At 41.9% G+C, this 20478-nt stretch carries 18 protein-coding genes and 1 riboswitch; of the genes, 13 read left to right on the top strand and 5 right to left on the bottom strand.

The window, feature by feature from the left end:
• Positions 1-59 precede the first annotated feature (59 nt).
• The 3 genes from J1899_RS20785 to J1899_RS20775 all read left to right on the top strand — a co-directional run bounded on the left by J1899_RS20785 (position 60) and on the right by J1899_RS20775 (position 1283).
• Entirely contained in the window at positions 60-416 is a 357-nt protein-coding gene (locus J1899_RS20785; RefSeq protein ID WP_214476466.1) for a single-stranded DNA-binding protein, read from the top strand.
• Positions 417-421: 5 nt separating this feature from the next.
• Positions 422-652 carry a hypothetical protein gene (locus tag J1899_RS20780; RefSeq protein WP_214476465.1) on the top strand — a complete coding sequence of 77 codons (231 nt, stop codon included), beginning with the start codon at positions 422-424 and terminating at the stop codon, positions 650-652.
• Between the two features lie 277 nt (positions 653-929).
• On the top strand, positions 930-1283 hold the full coding sequence (locus tag J1899_RS20775; RefSeq protein ID WP_214476464.1) for a hypothetical protein: 354 nt from the start codon (positions 930-932) through the stop codon (positions 1281-1283).
• A gap of 59 nt (positions 1284-1342) precedes the next feature.
• Here the strand turns inward: J1899_RS20775 and J1899_RS20770 are convergent, their stop codons facing one another.
• The 3 genes from J1899_RS20770 to J1899_RS20760 all read right to left on the bottom strand — a co-directional run bounded on the left by J1899_RS20770 (position 1343) and on the right by J1899_RS20760 (position 6986).
• On the bottom strand, positions 1343-4159 hold the full coding sequence (locus J1899_RS20770) for a DEAD/DEAH box helicase (RefSeq protein WP_214478958.1): 2817 nt from the start codon (positions 4157-4159) through the stop codon (positions 1343-1345).
• A complete protein-coding gene (locus tag J1899_RS20765; RefSeq protein WP_214476463.1) occupies positions 4152-5771 on the bottom strand; it encodes an SWIM zinc finger family protein in 1620 nt (539 codons plus the stop codon). The genes J1899_RS20770 and J1899_RS20765 overlap by 8 nt, the downstream gene beginning before the upstream one ends.
• Before the next feature lie 177 nt (positions 5772-5948).
• The gene (locus J1899_RS20760; RefSeq protein WP_214476462.1) at positions 5949-6986 is read right to left on the bottom strand and encodes a C40 family peptidase; all 1038 of its coding nucleotides are present in this window, start codon (positions 6984-6986) and stop codon (positions 5949-5951) included.
• Positions 6987-7163: 177 nt separating this feature from the next.
• Between J1899_RS20760 and J1899_RS22780 the strand changes: the two genes are divergently transcribed.
• Both J1899_RS22780 and trhO read left to right on the top strand, forming a co-directional pair.
• Positions 7164-7295 carry a hypothetical protein gene (locus tag J1899_RS22780; protein WP_281420587.1) on the top strand — a complete coding sequence of 44 codons (132 nt, stop codon included), beginning with the start codon at positions 7164-7166 and terminating at the stop codon, positions 7293-7295.
• Between the two features lie 112 nt (positions 7296-7407).
• Positions 7408-8358, top strand: a complete 951-nt coding sequence (gene trhO / locus J1899_RS20755) for an oxygen-dependent tRNA uridine(34) hydroxylase TrhO (RefSeq protein ID WP_214476460.1) — start codon at positions 7408-7410, stop codon at positions 8356-8358.
• Between the two features lie 49 nt (positions 8359-8407).
• Here the strand turns inward: trhO and J1899_RS20750 are convergent, their stop codons facing one another.
• On the bottom strand, positions 8408-9364 hold the full coding sequence (locus tag J1899_RS20750; RefSeq protein ID WP_066442383.1) for a methyl-accepting chemotaxis protein: 957 nt from the start codon (positions 9362-9364) through the stop codon (positions 8408-8410).
• A gap of 168 nt (positions 9365-9532) precedes the next feature.
• Positions 9533-9646: riboswitch (cyclic di-GMP riboswitch) on the top strand.
• Between the two features lie 89 nt (positions 9647-9735).
• On the opposite strand from J1899_RS20750, the gene J1899_RS20745 reads away from it, so the two are divergent.
• From J1899_RS20745 to J1899_RS20735, 3 genes are all read left to right on the top strand, one after another.
• A complete protein-coding gene (locus J1899_RS20745; RefSeq protein WP_214476458.1) occupies positions 9736-9966 on the top strand; it encodes a hypothetical protein in 231 nt (76 codons plus the stop codon).
• Between the two features lie 228 nt (positions 9967-10194).
• Complete coding sequence (locus J1899_RS20740) at positions 10195-12204, top strand: penicillin-binding transpeptidase domain-containing protein (RefSeq protein ID WP_214476455.1); 2010 nt, start codon at positions 10195-10197, stop codon at positions 12202-12204.
• A 569-nt stretch (positions 12205-12773) separates the two neighbouring features.
• Positions 12774-13508, top strand: a complete 735-nt coding sequence (locus J1899_RS20735) for an SIS domain-containing protein (protein ID WP_214476454.1) — start codon at positions 12774-12776, stop codon at positions 13506-13508.
• 50 nt (positions 13509-13558) lie between these two features.
• On the opposite strand, the gene J1899_RS20730 is transcribed toward J1899_RS20735, so the two are convergent.
• Complete coding sequence (locus tag J1899_RS20730; protein ID WP_214476452.1) at positions 13559-14761, bottom strand: glycosyltransferase family 4 protein; 1203 nt, start codon at positions 14759-14761, stop codon at positions 13559-13561.
• 418 nt (positions 14762-15179) lie between these two features.
• Between J1899_RS20730 and J1899_RS20725 the strand changes: the two genes are divergently transcribed.
• From J1899_RS20725 to J1899_RS20705, 5 genes are all read left to right on the top strand, one after another.
• Entirely contained in the window at positions 15180-16040 is an 861-nt protein-coding gene (locus tag J1899_RS20725) for an HAD family hydrolase (RefSeq protein WP_214476450.1), read from the top strand.
• Positions 16041-16141: 101 nt separating this feature from the next.
• Complete coding sequence (gene murQ / locus J1899_RS20720) at positions 16142-17050, top strand: N-acetylmuramic acid 6-phosphate etherase (RefSeq protein ID WP_214476448.1); 909 nt, start codon at positions 16142-16144, stop codon at positions 17048-17050.
• Between the two features lie 30 nt (positions 17051-17080).
• Positions 17081-17935 carry a MurR/RpiR family transcriptional regulator gene (locus J1899_RS20715; RefSeq protein WP_214476446.1) on the top strand — a complete coding sequence of 285 codons (855 nt, stop codon included), beginning with the start codon at positions 17081-17083 and terminating at the stop codon, positions 17933-17935.
• A gap of 72 nt (positions 17936-18007) precedes the next feature.
• The gene (locus tag J1899_RS20710) at positions 18008-19369 is read left to right on the top strand and encodes a PTS transporter subunit EIIC (protein ID WP_214476444.1); all 1362 of its coding nucleotides are present in this window, start codon (positions 18008-18010) and stop codon (positions 19367-19369) included.
• Positions 19366-20373, top strand: a complete 1008-nt coding sequence (locus J1899_RS20705; RefSeq protein WP_214476442.1) for a MupG family TIM beta-alpha barrel fold protein — start codon at positions 19366-19368, stop codon at positions 20371-20373. Before J1899_RS20710 ends, J1899_RS20705 begins: the two co-directional genes overlap by 4 nt.
• The last annotated feature ends 105 nt before the right edge of the window (positions 20374-20478 follow it).

Here is a 20478-nt window from a genome sequence, read left to right as displayed (position 1 = left end):
ACATATGCTGTCGATTTCCATTAAGCTGGGATCATCAAAAGAAAGGAGCTGGAAATACAATGATTAATCAAGTCACCCTCGTCGGGCGTCTTACAAAGGATCCTGAGCTGAAGAGAACACAGGATGGCAAGCCGGTCACAAATGTGGTGCTGGCCGTCAATCGTCAATACAAAAACCAGCAGGGAGAAATTGACGCTGATTTTGTTCAATGCACACTATGGAAGAAAACGGCTGAGAACACAGCGTCCTATTGCCAAAAAGGCTCACTGATTGGCATTACAGGCAGAATCCAAACGAGGCACTATGAAAACAATGAACAAAAACGAGTTTATGTAACCGAGGTTGTTGCAGAGAGCGTCCGTTTCCTTGATAAACGGAAAGAATCAGTTGAAGTACCAGCAGGAAGGGAGTTTTAACAACTATGTATGATAGAGCTGCTTCAGATAACACGGTCGAATGCATGCTTGAGAGTTTGATTAGAATGCAGGGAAAATCGAATCAAAGAGTAGAAGAGCTGTCAAAAAGAGTGGGACAGCTTGAGCTCATCATCCTCTCGCAAAGCAAAAATGAGCATGCCCGCCAGCTGGTTGACTTAGAGGAAGAAAGGAGAGTGTTGACACACCAGGGAGCACAAAGCCAGCAAGCTCAGTAATGATAACATCCAATACTGCTAAAAGGAATTCCCCAAACACAGCCTCATTAGAGAAAATCAAATAACGTCCCCTAATCCCCATTTTCCAGTGCAGCTGCACTGGTTTTTTTCTAACTGGTTTTAAAAGGATATAACTTGCAAATTCACAGGATTGACACAAAAAGTGGAGAAAAAAGAAGATAAAAGGAGGATTATGGAAAGTTATAGGAGAAAAGAACTGAGAGTAAATGCTTAGTATTTGTTTGTTGTAAAAATTTAGGTAAGAGGAGGTGAAACCATGGAAGAGAAATTTCTTTTCTATAAAGGGATTTGTAATGAAATTGACACGATGCATCGTCCAAGTTTTGGAGATGCTGTACTTCTGAGTAAGCGTCCAAAGATCAAATCCTATCAAAGACTCCCGCTAATCGAAAACATGCCGCTGACACTTCAATATAATACAAATCACCCAAAGAATCAGGTTCAATACCAACTACATAACAATCATTTAGAAATCTGTTTCCCTGAGCCAGATGGAAAGGAATTTTTCTATAGTATTTTAATAAAAGAGGGAAATTGGGTCAGTTATGTTTTGAATCCAGCAGCAAGAAAAAAACCACTGGCGAAAGGGAACATAGGTCGATTGCAATAAAAAAAGCAGGCGGGAATATGGAATATTTCCCGCTTGCTTCAAACATGATGAAAGATAAATCAGCTCAAATAAACAAGATCGTGCAATTCATCATTTGAAAGCTCCGTAATCCAGCTTTCACTTTGAATAATCTGATCGTTTAAGGACTGTTTCTTCTCAAGCATCACATCTATTTTTTCCTCAAGAGTTCCGGTGCTGATCAGCTTATGAACATGAACAAATCGTTTTTGGCCAATCCGATAAGCACGGTCAGTTGCCTGGTTCTCTACAGCTGGGTTCCACCACCGGTCAAAATGGATGACATGACTTGCAGCTGTTAAGTTCAGCCCAGTTCCTCCGGCTTTTAGAGACAGAAGAAAGACAGGGAACTCCTCGTTTTGAAAACGCGTGATCATGTTGTCGCGCTCCTGTTTTGGCACACTTCCATTTAAGAATGGCACATCAAGCTGGAATTCACTTTTCAGCATCTGCTGAATAATCCTGCCCATCTCAATATACTGAGTAAAAATAAGACAGCTTTCCCCTTGTTCCCGAACAGCGCTAATCAGCTCATGCAGTTTTTCGAGCTTAGAAGAACGCGAAAGGAGGGATTTTGGCTTTTCTTCTTTTAAATACAGTCCTGGATGGTTGCATAATTGTTTTAAGCGGCCCAGCAGCTGCAGGACCATGCCGCGGCGTTCGAGTCCGGTTAATGTTTCAATTTGCGCAAATGTATCGCGGACAAGCTGCTCATATAGGGAAGCTTGCTCGGCTGTCAGCGGGCAATATTCCTTTTGCTCGAGCTTATCTGGTAAATTCAGAGCAACTTCTTCATCCCGTTTCGTCCTTCTTAGAAGGAATGGACGAATATAGGCTTGAAGCTGACGAACCTTGTCTTTATCGTCATCCTTTTCAATGGGAAGGACATATTTATTCTGAAATTGTCCAAGACTGCCGAGATAGCCATGGTTCGTGAAGTCAAAAATGGACCATAGCTCCGATAAGCGGTTTTCCATCGGTGTTCCTGTAAGAGCAATATGATGTTTGCCCTTTAGTTTGCGCACTGCTCTTGATTGCTTTGTCCCGGCATTTTTAATATTTTGGGCTTCATCAATGGAAATAGAGCTCCAATCCATCGCTTCAAACTCCTCAAGATCTAAGTGTGTCAGACCATAAGAGGTAAGGACCACATCTGCACCACGGCAGGTCTCAGCAAATGCTTCGCCTTTTGGACGACTTGGACCATAATGCAAATACACCTTCATATCTGGTGCGAATCGTTCAATCTCTTTTTGCCAGTTGCCAAGCACAGAGGTCGGACAAATAATCAATGCCGGCCCTTCTTCCATCTCCCGTACTTTTAAAAGGTAGGAAATAAGCTGAATCGTTTTTCCTAACCCCATATCATCAGCAAGAATCGCGCCAAATCCATAACGGCGCAGAAACAGAAGCCAGCTCATTCCGAGCTGCTGATATGGACGAAGCTCGCCGTGGAAGCCTTTTGCACTATCAGCTAAAGGAATCTCTTTCAGATTTCTCAGCTGCTTGATCATCTGCTTCCATTGACGATTTAATTCAATTTGAATACGTGCAAAGCTTTGCGGGTTTTCAAGCTCTTCATCATGTCCAGCTTCCTCCGCTAAAAGCTCCTGTTCAATAAGATCCCGTACATGCAAGCCTTCCATTTCCGCTCTTTTCATCATATCTTGAATATGGCGAATAAACTGAGGATCGAGCTTGATCCAACGGCCGCGAATGTATACAAGCTTTCTTTTTTCTTCGACCATGCCGTGAAATTCTTCCTCGGTCAAATCGACTCCATTCATTGAAATACGCCAGTCATAATCAAGCATCGACTGCAGGCCAACAAAGGATGGGCGATGACTTTGCGAGCTCTTTACCCGTGCTTTTACCTTCATGCTCGCATTTTTCATGGCCTGCCACCAGGAAGGAAGCAGAATGTCCACACCTAGTGCAAGCAATGTTTCACTAGCTTCTGTTAGGAACATCCAAGCCTCATCTTCAGTCAGAAACGTGGTAATCCCATTTTTGCCATTACTAAGCCATGGAAACAGCTTTAGCCATCTCTGGAGCTCAAGCTCTACTTTATCTTCATGATCATGCCAATCTGTTTGATAATTAGAGTAATCTTTATAATCAGCAAAAAGTTCAGGGTCAGCCTTTCCGCGCAGAAAAACCGTCACATTCCAATGAAGTTCTGCTTCACCAGGCTCCTCAACCTTAAGACCAATCGTAAAAGGCGTATCGTCTACTTTGATCCCCATCCAGCGCTGAAAGCTTTCTTCATCAAAATAGGCAGCAAGATGCGCTGCGGATAAATGTTCGCTGTTCAGCTTCTCAAGTTTTTCACCAAAGCTTGCTCGTGCTTCCCGGTTGCGGTTTAAATATTCTCCGAGTGCATAATGGAACATGTCACCGATGAAGGTTTGTACAGGGATATCCTCCACATTCTGCTCCCAAAAGGATGGATCAAATTCATGCAGTACATTCTTAGGAAGCTCCCAGCGAAACTCATCTTGTTCCCAGACAGTAAAGTCGGGAATCCAATCCTTATGAATAATCGAATCATATAAGGCTGGAGCAGCTGCCAGACAAAGCTGTGTATATTCATCCCAATCCCATTCAATCAGCTTATTGAACTGTTCTGCAGAAAAAAGCGAAACAAGCTCCCATCCGTTTAACATGACACCGCTAACGCCGTTTCGGTTTTCCTCCGTCAGCATGGTTCCATAAAAGCTGCCTGCATGACGGCCAAAGAGCAGCTGTTTCCAATGATGAGGATCATATGGAGCTCCATATTCGTCCACGGCATAAAGGAAGTAACGGCCATCAGCGGCTCTATCCAATTTAATATGAAGATATCTTGTTTTAAGCATCAATCAGCTTACCCCTTTTGCACTCTTCCTGAAAGGCGCGAAGGCGCTTTGTTTTAAGTAAAATCTCATCCAGATAAAGCGACCAGTCATCCATTCGCTTCAGCTTTTTGTAAAGTGTTCGCAGTTTCTTCATCTTCCTGACAGCCGCTTTGTAATGATCACGGTTTTTCATATTAATATCACTTTGAATTCCATGATGATATAGAGGAAGAAGGACGATTGGATCGGCCTTTTCTAGTGTTTTAATCCGGTCGTTTTGCAGGATTCCCATATCAAAACCAATATACGCCTGCAAATCGCCCCATTTTTCGTATTCCTTATTTTCAAAAAGAAGATATTCATACTCGCTATAACTATATGGCAGAGTTTCTTCAAGTGCACGCTCGAAAAGGTCCATGCTGCCGGTTTCTGTGCAGAATGGAGAAATAACCTTAATGGCAAATCTGGTGAAATCCCGGCATGTATAGTAATCAGGCTGCTGCTGCAAGTAATCGTGCAGCTTACTGATAAACACTTCTAGATATAAGCCTGCCCGCTTCCAATCCTTTTGCGAATTCAGCGTCTCGATCCAATAAAGCATATAGGTGGTAAGGCTTGAATCCCTTTCGCTAAGGGCACGTAAGGCATCCTCATCCTGCCGCAGCAGAAAATCAATATGAATTGCTGCAGCACTTAAAGAGAAGGAGTTGGAATCGTTACTTTCCTGCAGCCTTTCACGTTCATTCTGCCGCCAGTTTTTTTTCGTGAAGAAGGTCGTCCAGAGAATTCGATACAGATGAATCCGTTCATACTCTAATGGAGCATCTCCCTTTAAAATCTCTATGGAATCATCCTTCATTCTCTCAATAAAGTCATCAAAGGCAAATGGAAAAGACTGCGCGGATAAAGTCCTCATGCGTTCGAAAACATCGTCCATGATCGACTGAAACACATGGCCATAATAACGGTGAATCACAGCCTCTTCATATTCAAATCGCTGTGATAAGTCTGCGAGCTTCCGGAATGTGTAGATAGAGCCGATCAGCTCGTATAGAAGACGCCATTCCCGCTCAGTAGGCGCTCCTGCTCGTAAGCGGCGTATATAAATAGAATAGATTTCTGGAATAATGTAAGGTTTAATAATGCCCTTGCTATAAAAAAGCTCCTCAAAGCTAATTTCAAACGTTTCAATCCATTTATCATAAGAAGGCTTCATCATACCTGCTGTTTTCAGCAAGTCGCGTGCTTTCTGCAGACCCCAGCCTTTAGCATCCTGCATTTCCTTTAGCGGTTTGCGCCATTCTTCAACCCATTCGGAAACACTGTGTGCCCGTGAAAGCAGCTGAAGAAACACAGCCATTTGATGCCGGCAAAAACCATCGGCAGGACAGGAGCATTCACTCATTGAAAAAAAATCAAGATCGAGCAAAACATTCGCAGGCGTCACATCCTGAACTGCTGCCGAAATGGTTTCGCCCTGTACACTAAGGTTGCCGACAAGCCCTTGCCGATAAAGCATCAGACCTTTATGGACAAGCTTTACATCATCCTCGGCATCTGCATGAAGCATACCCTTAAGTTCTTGAGAAGCAAGCTGCAACGGCTCCTCTAAATGCTCTGGAATTCCTCTCATTCTGCCAAGCCTCCTTTTAATTCCACGTTCAATAATGAAAACTGAAGGTGACGGTCACCTCATTTTCTGCATTTCTTTATTATAACATTTCAAAGTGGGAGGTAGAAGGGAAGACAAAAAACCATTGACCAAACGCAAAAAAAGCTGCCTTAAGAAAGGCAGCAAAGACTGTTTTATTCAATAAAAACGTTTAAACCCATCGAAGTGTTTCTGATAATAAGCATTATTAATGTTTGATATGGTGACTCCTAGTGTTGAATCTGCATGAATAAATTCATCATTTCCTAAGTATATGCCCATATGAGAAATTCCTTTGCGATACGTATTTTCGAAAAAGACAATATCGCCAGGCTGCGGCGTGGATACATAGTAGGAGCGGCTATAATAGCCATCCGTTGAATACCGGCCCATCTGTGAACCAGTTTGTTTTAGTACGTAATAGATGAATCCGCTGCAGTCAAACCCTGTTAAGGTTGATCCACCCCAAATATAAGGTTTGCCTAAAAGTTTTTTAGCAGCTGAAATGATTTCCTGAAAATCATTTGGAACTTGAACAGCAGGACCTTCAGGAGCAATTGCTGTATTTTTCTGAAGCATCAGCACTTGTCCAACAAAAATATAATCGCCGCTTAAGCCATTCCACTTTCTCAAGTCGCTTACACTTGTTTTCGTCTGTGCAGAAATTTTACTTAATGTATCACCCTTTTTTACCATGTACTGTGTAAGAGCAGGTGCTGGCTGAGATGGCTGAGCAGGCTTCACATCTTCTTTTGGTCCCTGGCTGGATGAAGATGTGACTTTCAATGTTTGCCCTGGGAAAATAAGATGTGTCGTCAGACCATTTAAATTCATCAATGTTTGCAGACTAATATTATGTTTTATAGCAATTTTTGATAGGGTGTCGCCTGATGCAACGGTGTATGTATGTGTTACGGGTTTACTGCTGGGCTTGCTTGGCTCTTTTACAGCGGGAGGAGCTGGTTTTGTGGCAGGAGCTGTTACAGTTTTAGCGATTTTAATAGGCTGATTGATCTTTAAAAAATCTGTAGATAATCCGTTTATACTCTTAAGCTCTGCAACAGAAACACTATATTTCTTTGATAACTGCCAAAGTGTATCTCCTTTTTGAACCACATGCGTATCGGCGGAAGCATGGGCAGCATAAGCAGAAGAGATGATCGCTATTGCAGCAATAGATACGATTTCCTTTTTCACTTCTCTTAATCTCTCCTTCTATTAGATCGGGTGTTTTCTCCTAATATCGGCATAAAAGTGGAAAGTTTTACTGAAAATAGGTTTATTTTCATAAAAAATTTCATTCTTTTTGTACTATCGAATAATAATCTATTGGGAAAAAGTTCACAAATCTGCTTATTTTAGAAGAAAATAGGGGTGAAGCTAAACCTTTGGCTGCAGCTTTCTGGCTTGCTGACGCTTGCGTATTCTTTAACCATTACTGTTAAATGTGGGTTATGGGGAGCCATTGATGGCTGGAATGGGTGGCATAAATTACTTGGAGTGTAATCTGGCGCACTTATATACACTTTTGTTATACTGTAAAACGTAAGAATTGTGTTTAAAACCTATTGAATACAAATATATCTTGCAAATATACAATTGATAGGTGGAAAAAAGAATGAGTGAAAAGAATTATCGAGTATTACTGTATTACATGTATGTCCCAATTGAAAATGCTGAAGAGTATGCGCAAGAGCATCTTGCTTTTTGCCAGGAGCTTGGTTTAAAAGGAAGAATTCTAATCGCTGATGAGGGCATTAACGGAACAGTTTCAGGTACTATTGAACAGACAGATCAATATATGTCTGCGATGAAAGCTGATCCTCGCTTTGCTGAAATGATATTCAAAATTGATGAAGCAGAGGAACATGCCTTCAAGAAAATGAAGGTTCGCCATCGCAAGGAGCTTGTTACACTTCGTCTTGAAGATGATGTGAATCCGAATGAATTGACTGGGCAATATTTAAGCCCAAAAGAGTTTTACGAGCGTTTAAATGATGAAGACACTGTGGTCTTAGATGCGCGCAATGACTATGAGTATGATCTTGGTCATTTCCGCGGTGCGATCAGACCGGATATCATAAACTTCCGTGACCTTCCACAATGGGTGCGTGAAAATAAAGAATTGCTTGGAGATAAAAAGATTGTTACGTATTGCACAGGCGGAATCCGCTGTGAAAAATTCTCAGGCTGGCTGTTGAAGGAAGGCTTTAAAGACGTTGCTCAGCTTCACGGCGGCATCGTCACATATGGCCAAGATCCGGAAGTCCAAGGTGAGCTTTGGGATGGTCAGTTGTATGTATTCGATGAAAGAATTGGCGTACCTGTTAATCAGAAAGAGCATGTGGTCGTCGGCCGCGATTATTTTTCGGGCGAACCTTGCGAGCGCTATGTAAACTGTGCAAACCCTGCCTGCAACAAAAAAATCTTATGCTCTGAAGAAAATGAGCATAAATATATGCGCAGCTGCTCAGATGAATGCCGTACAAATCCGCGCAACCGCTATATTATTCAGCATGAATTGAGCGAGGAAGAAGTACAGAATCGTTTAGAAACAATTGAAGCGTAAATCAATGAATAAAACGGGGCATCCAGATTGGGTGCCCTTTTTTCTGCTATTATTTATTGGAAAGCTGATCAATAACCTTTTCAAGCTTTTCGTCTACAACACTTGCATCGTCAATATGCTGCTTCAGCAAAGCGTTTACCTCATCAAAAATATGTTTAGTCTTGCTGATTTCGTCTGCTGTTTCCTGAGATTGATATGTTTGCTTGCCGATTTGCTGCATGACTTCACCAACTTCTTTTTGTACGGTACTAATGATGCTGCTGATAGAATCAATCGCTGTAGTTGAACCGCTGCTGATCTCCATGCCTTCTTGAATGAGATGGGAGCTTTGCAGGGTTGATTGCAGAGTTGCCCCAATATCCTGCTGAATGTTTTTAGTCAAACTGCTAATATTTGCTGTGCTCTCAGCTGTATTTTCCGCCAGTTTCCTAACTTCCTCTGCAACAACAGCAAACCCCTTCCCTTGTTCTCCTGCACGAGCAGCTTCTATTGAAGCATTCAAGGCAAGCAGATTGGTTTGATCAGCAATCTCTTTAATTACTTTTACAATCATTTCAATTTCCTTCGATCGCTCATTGAGCTGCTCCATTTTACGGGAATTTTCCTCCAATTGAGCGCCAAGCTGCTTCATCAGTTCTTCAGATTTTAAGATTGAAGCTCTGCCATCGTTTGACCGCGACACCATTTCCCCAGCAGAATGAATGAGAACCTCTCCTTTTTGTGAAAGGTCTTTTGAATTCAGAACTGAATCTTCACTTAATGACTTAACGTGATCAAAGTGAGTTTTAATGCTGCCAACTAATGAGCCAAGTGTATGATGCTGTCCATTTACCATTTCGTGCTGATGCAGGGTGTGCTGTAAGTCATGGAGAAAATCGAAAATAGTCTCTTGCAGTGCGGCTTCCTTATGTGCCATTTCTTCCTCAACTTGCTTTCGAATAGAATCTTCTAACTCTTTCCGTTCTAACTCTAGCTTTTTTGTATTCTTCTTTCCTATCAGCAGCATGTTATTACCCCAATCCCTATGATTTATGGTCGTCCTTTCTATTATATCGGCACTATTTCCTATCTTTTGTGCATCATATCACTCTTTTTAAATATTTCCGGGGAAATTGTTGAAGATGGTTGAAAGTTGTTGAAATAATGAGAATAAAGACTTAAGATAAAAGTAACAGATGTTTAAAGGCAAACTTATTGAAAAATAAGGACGCAAAGCCGCGAATCTAAGGTCTGATAGACATTCTTTACCTTTGGCATGAAAGTAAAGGCTATTAGTCTTGCTGCCGAAAAGAAGGAGTATCTCTAATTATATTGGACTATGATGGTCGGGCTGCCAGCATGAACGGGTGTTAAAAAATTAGACAAGGAGAGAGGACGATGGAGGTACTATTTGGAACAGTAGCTTACTTTGAACAGGAAATTCAGCGTCATGTTTTAAAAGAAGAGAAAAATAAAATTGCTCAGATTGCTGAAAATCTGGAATTAGATCTTAAGTTTAACTTCGTGTGCCATGAAGATTTAAGAAAAGAATGCCTGCAAAATCTTTCACATGCTTCAAAGAAACTGCTTCAAGCCACGGATCAAAAGCTAGAAAAGATTCCCTGCTAGAAACGTAAATTTACTGAACTTATACTTTTCCTATTTTTCATTAATAAGAATGCCATTAGCGCATATATATAATAGCTGAACTTGCCCAGACATCTAGTATTTGCCTGTGCAGGTTCAGCTTTTTTCATTAGTGAAAATTTTTCATCATACGTTCATTTTCAGCATGAGCAACTTGTAGAAATTTGTCTAATGAGAATGATAAAATAGAATATAGTAGGAGGGGGATTCATGAGAAAAAGATGGTTACTGGCTGCTTCTTTCCTGATTTTTATCGTTTTAGCAGGCTGTTCAAAAGAACCTATGCCTCAAGATCAGTTTTCGCAATATATTAAACATTGGAATAACCAAGAATTTACCGATATGTATCGTTTACTCTCTGCAAAAGCAAAGGAATCCATATCAGAGGATGACTTTGTAGATCGATATGAAAAAGTGTATAATGACCTGCAAATCTCTGATATAGAGGTTACATCGAATGCAGACAAAGAACAGGAATTTGAGGAAGAAAGCGCAGCACTTCCCTTTTCAGCGTCAATGAATAGTGCTGCAGGAAAAATAGAATTCACGCATGATGCAACACTTATAAAGGAAGAGCATGAGGATGGGGAAAATTGGTTTGTAGAGTGGGATACAACGCTTATTTTCCCGGAGCTCGGCGCTAATGACAAAATAAACTATGCCTCTATCCCGGCCCAGCGAGGTGATATAATTGATCGCACCGGCGATATGCTTGCTTTTAATGGCACATTATATGAAATCGGCATCGTGCCGGAGGAAATGGGAAATGATGAGGAAACAACCATTAAAGGACTATCTCAGAGCTTAGGAATTTCCGAGGAGAGTATTGAAAATGCCTTGAATGCAGATTGGGTGCAGCCTGGTCATTTTGTACCGATCAAAAGGGTTTCTCCTGATAATGAAGGGCTTCTAAATGAAGTATTTTCTCTGCCTGGTGTTTTAAAACAGGATGTGAAAGGCAGAGTCTACCCAGCTGGAGAATCAGCAGCACATTTGATTGGGTATGTTGGTCCAATTACTGCTGAAGAACTGGAGAAAAATGAAGACAAAGGCTACTCCAGTACAGATCTAATTGGAAAACGGGGCCTTGAACAAGTACTGGAAACGCAGCTAAAAGGAACAAATGGCATTAAAATCAGCATTACGAAAGAAGACGGATCAGAGGCAGTGCTGGCGGAGAAGCCGGTTGAAAATGGAGAAAAGATTCAGCTGACAATAGATTTAACTGTCCAAGAAGATCTATATGAGGAATTGAAGGGCAATGCCGGCACTGCATCCGCCATTGACCCAGTTACAGGTGCGACAATGGCGTTAGTGAGCAGTCCAAGCTTTGACCCAAATGCTGCTTCATTAGGATTAACAGTACAAGAGTGGAAGACGCTCGAAGAAAATGAGCAGCAGCCGCTCCTTAACCGTTTCAGTCATAACTATGTGCCAGGCTCAGTTATGAAACCAATCACAGGAGCGATTGGCCTTGAAGAGGGAATCACAACAGCAGACGAAACAAAAGATATTAAAGGTCTGCGCTGGCAAAAGGACACCTCATGGGGAAGTTATCGAGTCACACGGGTAAAAGATCCGGGTTCACCAGTCAATTTCGACCAGGCTATGATGTACTCTGACAACATTTATTTTGCTCAAGAAGCATTGCAGTTAGGCAAGGATTCTTTCATGGAAGGGTTAAAAGCATTTGGCTTTGAAGAAGAAATCCCATATGTGTATCCGCTTCAATCTTCACATACAGGCAACATGGACACTGAAATAAAACTGGCAGATTCCGGTTATGGTCAAGGTGAAGTGGAAATGAATATCCTCCACCTTGCTGCCAGCTACACACCATTCATAAATAAAGGTTCACTCATTAAGCCGGTTTTGTTAGAAAACGAAGAAAAAAACCAAGTTTGGAAAGAAAATATCATTAGTGAAGAAACCGTAGCTATAATGAATTCGGCTTTACGAAAAGTCATCCAAGAGCCAGGCGGAACAGGCCGTGCTGCCAAAATGGACGATTACCCGCTCGCCGGAAAAACCGGCACAGCCGAGCTTAAGTTAAATGTAGGCATGAAAGGTCAGGAAAATGGGATGTTTGTTGCATACAATCCAGATTCGCCAAAGCTGCTCATTGCCATGATGATTGAAAGTGTAGAAGACGCAGGCGGATCCGGCATCGTTGTGGAAAAAGTGAAAAATGTATTTGAGAAGAATATGGAGCGGTTCTAAACGGATAGGCCAAGAGGAAAACTCTTGGCTTGTTTTTTTGTTGGGGGATAATGGATGAGGATGTTTTTGCGTTTGGTTAGGGAGGATTTTTGCAGTTTGATAGGAAAAATGAAAAATTTGATAGGAAACGGCTGCGAATTGATAGGAAAGCCAAAAATTTTGATAGGAAAACCGAAAATTTTGATGGAAACCGAGTCCCGCCCTTCCTTAAAAAGGAGTATCCTTCCGCTTTTTAAAGAGAAGAATAATAAAATTGAGCCCTATCGCTTTTAAATTAGCCAAAAAAGGCGTAAAACTGTTAAAATGATCGAAAAATCTCTAAAAATGATCGAAAAACAAACGGAAATGATCGAGAAGTTCTCCTGAATGATTGAAATACAAATCAAAATGATCGAAAAGCTCTCCGAAATGATCGAAATACAAACCCAAATAACCGAAAAACACATACAAATGACCGAAACCCATCGATACGCGCTTTTCTGTCATTTAAAAGCCATAATACCATCAAAAACTTTCCATTCAACTCAGTAAAAAACACAAAATTTCCATCCAAGGAGGGGAATACATACATGCTCGACCAATATTTCCAAAAAGCAATCCAACGAATTCAGCTAGTCCAGGAAAATGAAAAGGAAAAGATGATCAAGGCTGCTGAAAAGGTAGCGGCTTCTATCCAAAACGGCGGAATCATCCAGCTGTTTGGCTGTGGGCATTCGCATATTTTAACAGAAGAAGTATTTTATCGCGCAGGCGGTCTTGTGCCAATCAATCCGATCCTCATTGAGCCGCTCATGCTTCATGAGGGAGCGCTAAGATCTTCTCAGTTAGAGCGTAAAAACGATTATGTTGCCCCCATTCTAGAACAGTTTGAAATCCGGCCAGAGGATATCGTATTTGTATTATCAACTTCAGGCAGAAACCCTGTACCCGTCGACGTTGCATTGCAAGCGAAAAAGAATGGAGCGTATGTCATCGCTCTCACATCGATGGAATATTCTAAGAGCCAGCCGTCCAGACATAATAGTGGCAAGCATCTTTATAATTCTGTCGATTTAGCCATCGACAACTACTCTGTAAAAGGAGACGCGATCCTTTCCTATGAAAAAGTAAAGGTGCCTTTTGCTCCAACCTCAACCGCAGTTGGATCTGTCATTCTAAATGCCATCTTTGCCGAAGCCATCAAACTCATGGCCGACAATGGCTTCGAGCCGCCCATCTTCCTAAGCGGCAACATCGACGGATCCGATGAACATAACGAAAAACTCATCCAAAAATATCAGGCTAGAATCCCTTTATTGAAATAACTCTGGCAACGAAAAAGCCACAACTAGCACTATGCTAGCTGTGGCTTCATTCATTGATTCAATTCACTTTGATTCAAGTAAACAAGATCCTTTCTGGGATTCTGATAGAAAGAGATGGCGTGATCATACACACTCTCAACGTGCTTGGCAAACGCAACAGAAGAGTAATGATCAAAAGCTTTCTTTTCAGCGTTAGCGGACAGCTTTTTGTATTCATTAGAATCGATGAAAATATCATTTATATAGCGTTCAAACTCACTGAATGTCTCGAACAGCCAGCCATTTACTCCGTTTTCCACTACATTTTCCAGACAAGCATCCTTCTTGCAGAGTGCAGGCAGCCCGCTCGCCAGCGCTTCAATATACGTCAAGCCCTGTGTCTCACTATTTGATGCACTCACAAAAAGATCAGCTGCCTGATAATAAGCTGGAACATCCTTTGGGGCCACCATCCCTGTAAAGATCACCTTATGCTCAATGTTTAGATTCCTTACATATTTTTCAAGGAACTGCCTATGCGGTCCATCGCCCACAATGAGTAAAGACAAATTCTGATTGTCAATTTGTGAAAAATAGGACAAGATTTCTTCCAGGTTCTTTTCTTTAGCTAAACGGCCAACAAACACCAGTAAGCGATTCTGCTCGGGAATTTGCAGAGTTTCCCTAATTTTATTTCTGTTTTCTATGGATTTGTTTTGCGTGTAGCTCGATAAGTCAATGCCAGTTGGAATGACTTTAATTGGCTGTGTTACCCGATAACCCTTTAATAAAGTGCTGACTTTTTCAGTTGGTGCGATCACATAAGAGGCGTTTTTCAAAACCTTTCTGGAAAAAAGGGCAACCATCGCTTTGCCCCATTTTTGGTTTGGTGAAAAATAATGGGTGTAATCTTCGTAAACGGTATGATACGTGTGTACAATGGGAATACGAAGGCACTTTGCGATATATTTTGCTAAACGAAAGGTGCTGAATTCACATTGCGTATGAATAACATCCGGTCTCCAATTGATTACTTCCTGAAGGTGTTTATAATTCTTAAAGAGCGTGATGCGTGCACCAGGGTAAATCTTGTCAATCCCTAAAGAACTTATATAAGTGACGTCGTCTGCTATGTATGATTTTGCTTCATCTGATAATGTGAGAACTCTGACTTCATGCCCTGCTTTTTCTAATTCCTTCTTCAGGTTCACAATCGAAGTAACCACTCCATTAATGACAGGAGAATAACATTCAGTCGTAATCAAAATTTTCATTTTGTAGTCCCCCAGTTTTAATGCTTAAAAAATACAGTTAATCCATAGAAAGTATAGTTCAGTATCATTAACACTGTATTAAATTAATATGAAGTTTTCTTAATATTTTGAGAAGGGATTCTAATCCAATATCATGCAAAGTTTACAGCACGAAAAAAAACATAATCATCGGCAGTGAGCCTTCCTTTATTAACAATTACTTCCTATACATACAACGAAACTCAAAAATAAAAAGTTTCAGGAACCAAGCAGCGGTTCTGCCGGTTTGCTATCGGTTAAGTTGGCTGAAAGGTAAATAAAACGCCAATCGTAATTTGAAATATTTTTTCACAGCTATTATGCTGATAGTGAAATATTTGTTTAAATTTATGCATACATCATATTAAATGGACAGAGCAGATCGGAAGGTGGAGAGGTAATGAAGTATCATGTATTAGCAATTGATATGGACGGCACTCTTTTAGACGAGAGCAGAGAGATTAGCAGAAAAAATGTAGAAGCCATTCAGGAGTACCGCAACAAAGGCGGGCATGTCATTGTGTGCAGCGGCCGGTCCCCTCTATCAACACGCTGGCTGGCAGAATATATCGGCTTAGCAGAACCCATCATTGCCTATAACGGTGCCGTCATTCAAAACTATGATGGAGAAATTCGCAGCACCCTCCATTTCAAACAGAATGACCTGATGAGAATAGCATCCTATTGTGAGGAAAACGGGTTATACTTACAGCTTTACGAAGGTGATCAGCTTATTGTTTCGGAGAAAAACAACCGGAATGAGCACTGGGTTGAACACAACATCTTAGCACTGGAGCAGTCTGGCGCCAGCAAAGAAAGATGCGATTATTACCGCAGCCAATGTTCAGTGCAGCATACGGAGAACCTTCGCACATACTTAGAGAAAAACACACCAAACATCAGCAAAGCCGCCATTATTGCTGAAAGAGAGAAAACAATGAAGTGTGCCGGAGATCTGCACGAGGAAAGACTCAATATACACATCAGCAGCAGCTTAAATTATGCCAATCTAGAAATCTCACCGCTAAACGGCACAAAAGAATACGCACTTCAAACCGTCGTAGAAGAACTGGGCTTCACCTTAAACGAAGCGTCCGCCATTGGGGATAATTATAATGATCTTGGTATGCTGAAAGCAGCAGGACTGGGAATCGCCATGGGCAATGCACCAGAAGAGGTAAAAGAAGCTGCCAATTTCACTACTGTAACAAACGAAGAGGCAGGAGTTGCCTATGCCATTGAAAACTATATATTGAAATAAAATTTTAAAATATAATAAAATATATTGAATTAATATTTCAATCACGTTAAAATAACATCAAGAACAGAAACAGCTAGAAAGAAAAATTGGAGGCGTTTACATTGGATCGTGAACTAGTTTCTCTTACGACTGAATCGCGTAATGAGTTATCAATGGAAATAGATACAGCCAGCGCTGGGGAGATTTTACGTATATTTAATGAAGAAGATCAAAAGGTTGCACTTGCTGTAAAAGAAGTGACGGCAGATATCGAAAAAGCGGTTGAGCAGGTTGTTCAGTCATTTAAGCAGGGAGGCAGACTCATTTATATCGGCGCAGGCACGAGCGGCAGACTTGGCGTCCTCGATGCGGTTGAATGTCCGCCAACATTCAGCACCGACCCTGAACTTGTTCAAGGAATCATTGCAGGCGGTGAAAGAGCCTTTACTAAAGCAGTTGAAGGTGCAGAGGATAAGCCGGAGTTAGGTGAAGCAGACCTACAAGAAATTGCTCTTACTGCAAATGATACGGTAATCGGTATTGCGGCCAGCGGCAGAACGCCTTACGTGATTGGAGCATTAAAATACGCCCGTGCACTTGGGGCCGGCACAGTCGCATTGTCCTGCAACAAAGGATCCCTTATCGGGAAGGAAGCAGAAATTAATATAGAAGTCATTGTCGGTCCCGAAGTCTTAACAGGCTCAACCCGCCTGAAGTCAGCGACGGCTCATAAAATGATTTTAAATATGATTTCTACATCCTCCATGATCCTTATGGGCAAAGCATATGAAAATTTAATGGTTGATGTGCATGTGAGCAACCACAAACTCAAAGAACGTGCCATTGGCATTATTCAAAAAATCACGAAGGCAGATAGGGAAATAGCAGAGCAGGCGCTGACAGAATCGGATCTGCAGGTGAAAATAGCGATCATTATGATCACAGCAGACGTAAGCAAAGCAGAAGCGCAAAGCTTGCTCGCTGAAGCTGGCGGCTATGTGCGCAAAGCGATCCAGCTATCCTCAAAATAAACCTGAAGAACAGGAAAAAGGAGTTACCCAATGGCAAGCGGAGGTTTAAAGATTATACGAAACACACTGGAGCAGCTGCCGGCTTCAGAACGGAAAATTGCAGAATATATTTTAGCGCATCCGCAGGCTGTGATTGACCGCACTGTCAGCGAACTTGGCCAAGAGGCCAATACAAGCGGTGCAGCCGTCATTCGATTATGCAAATCCCTTGGTTTAAAAGGTTATCAGGAGTTAAAGATGCGCATAGCAGGCGACCTTATGAAACCTGAGGAGCAGGGCTATCGTGATATCGAGCCTGGCGAATCGTATTACTCCATCGTTCAAAAGACGATGAGCAACAGTATACAGAGCATGAAGGATACGACTGAGCTGCTTCATCATGATGAATTGGAAACCGCCATAGAGGTGCTTTTAAAGGCAAAAAATGTTCACTTTTTTGGCATTGGCGCTTCCCATATTATCGCGGTTGATGCTCAGCAGAAACTGCTGAGAATTAACAGGAGGGCAACTGCTTTTACGGATGTTCATCTCGTAGCAACACTTATTGCCAACGCTGATCAAGACGATGTACTGTTCGCTATTTCTTATTCTGGCGAAACACCTGAGGCAGTCAGCATCGTTTCACTGGCAAAGAAACAAAACATGAAAACGATCAGCTTAACAAAATACGGACAAAACACAGTCAGCTCTTTGGCGGATATTCATCTATATACTTCTGACTCAACAGAAGCGCCATTCCGGAGCGCAGCCACTACATCAAGACTTTCCCAGCTTCTGATCATTGATTTTATTTTCTTATGCATGGCCACCGCTGAATACGGTGAAACCATTGAGCACATTGATAAAACTAGAGAAGCGATTCAATTTCTAAAGGATCATCAATAAGGGGGGTGGTGTAAGCAAATAATCAGTTGTTTACACAGATGAAGGACAAATCAAAAAGGGGGAAAAGAAAAAATGGCAGGAGAAAACCAGAAATTAGCCAAAGAAATACTAGAACAACTTGGCGGAGCATCGAATATTTCAAGCTATACACATTGTATGACTCGTTTGCGTGTTCAGCCATCTGATGAAAGTCTCGTCAATAAAGATGCATTAAGAAAAATAGATGGAGTACTAGGCCTAGTTGAAGAAGAAACACTGCAAATTATCATCGGCCCTGGAAAAGTCAATTCTGTAACAGAAGAGTTTGGTAAATTAGTAGAATCAGAGGGCGGAATTGATCTAAAAGATCGCGCTGCCAGTGTGAAATCTGAGATAAATAAAAAGAATGCAACACCTTTTAAACTTTTCCTAAGAAAAATTGCAAGCATTTTCATCCCGCTGATTCCGGCCCTTGTTGCCTCCGGATTAATTACCGGTATTTCAAAAGCGTTGATTCAGGCAGAGTGGCTGGCGGCAGATTCACAGATTGCGATTATTTTAACCGTTATCGGCGGCGGACTATTTACGTATCTGGGCATTTTAGTCGGTATAAATGCAGCGAAGGAATTTGGCGGATCACCGGCATTGGGCGGTTTGGCCGGCATTCTCATCATTAACCCGGCTGCAGCAACGATCACTCTATTTGGCGAAGAACTTCTGCCTGGACGCGGCGGTTTAATTGGGGTCCTCATGGCAGCGATTTTCATTGCGATTGTTGAGAAAAATGTACGTAAATTCGTTCCGCAATCTGTTGATATTATTGTAACGCCAACCATTGCTTTATTGATTACTGGTATTGTAACTTATATTGTATTTATGCCAATTGGCGGCTTTATCTCTGATAGCATTACGAACGGTCTTTTAGCTGTATTAGATATCGGAGGAGCAGTTGCTGGTTTTGTTCTTGGCGCTACATTCCTTCCGTTAGTAGTTACAGGCCTGCACCAAGGTTTAACACCAGTTCACCTTGAGTTAATCAACTCGATTGGTGATGACCCGCTGCTTCCGATCCTTGCAATGGGTGGAGCAGGTCAAGTTGGAGCTGCATTTGCGATCTATATGAAAACAAAGAAAAAGCGTTTAAAGCGTGCAATTGGCGGGGCGCTTCCATCCGGAATCCTTGGAATCGGGGAGCCGCTTATTTTCGGTGTTACCTTGCCGCTTGGCCGCCCGTTCTTAACAGCATGTCTTGGTGCCGGTGTCGGCGGAGCTTTCCAGGCGATCTATAATGTCGCAACCGTGGCTGTAGGGGTTTCCGGGCTGCCGCTTGCCTTTATCGTTGTGCCGGGAGAAGTCATTTACTATCTAATCGGATTAGTGATTGCGTATGTAGCAGGTTTCATTTTCACTTACCTATTCGGCTTTAAAGACGAAATGGCTGGTGAATTTGATTGATCGGCATTTCCTTCTACCTGAACGATGAGAAGGCAGAGGAACGCATTGCTGAAGCTGGAAAGCTCGGCGTCAACAAGGCGTTTACCTCGCTTCATATCCCAGAAGAATCCGGAAACTTGGCAGAACGGGCAAAAAAGCTGCTCTCCGCTGCGAAAGAAGCTGGAATGGAAGTATATACAGATGTTTCGAAGCATACATTAAAGCATTTAGGCATTTCCGATTTCAGTGAGCTTCAAAATCTGGGTGTCGCTGGATTGCGGCTTGATGAATTCTTCGACACTGATTTTGTTCTCAGTCTTGCACAGCAATATAAGCTGGCGATCAATGCAAGTACAGTGCCGGAAAGAGAATTAATCGATCTGCTTGAAAGAGGACTAAAAGCAGAGCAGCTCATCGCCTGGCATAACTTTTACCCGAAAAAAGAAACAGGCTTGGATGAGAACTTTTTTATAAAGCAAAATCAATTGTTTCAAGCTTATGGCATTAAAATCAGTGCCTTCATTCCAGGTATTGGCGAGAAGCGCGGTCCTCTTTTTGACGGTCTGCCAACTCTTGAAAAGCATCGGCAGCACAATCCAATGGCAGCAGCATTGGAACTGATGGATTCGGGTGTGGATGATATTTATATCGGTGACCCTGATAGTGGAGAAGGTTTACTTGAAAATCTGATCTCATTAGAAGTTGAAAGCATTGTTCCGCTGCATATGGAGGATTCTTCCTTCGCGGCAGACGTTTATTCACCAAGACCGGATTTTGCCCGTGATGTGCTGCGTTTCATGAACACACGAACAGCACAGCCAATACCAGCTGCTAATACGATCGAACGGAAAACAGGCTGTATTACAGCTGATAATGAGAAGTATGGACGATACAATGGGGAAGTCTCGATTACATTGCGGGACCTGCCTGCAGATGAACGTGTGAACATCATCGGGAGAATAAGAGAGTCAGATATCGAGGTGCTGAGGTTCATCAAGCCGAAGCATAAGATAAAGCTGATTTAGAGGAGGGGGTTCTCTCCTCTTTTTTTGCGAAAAAAACCCTATTTTTATAGAAAATTAAGGAAATTTCTCATAAGAATATAGTATAATAGTAGAAAATGAGAATGA

The sequence above is a fragment of the Cytobacillus gottheilii genome (assembly GCF_018582665.1).
Lineage (GTDB): Bacteria > Bacillota > Bacilli > Bacillales > Cytobacillaceae > Cytobacillus > Cytobacillus gottheilii.
Note: the sequence above shows the minus strand (reverse complement) of the source record. Positions and strands in the feature narration are given on the sequence as shown.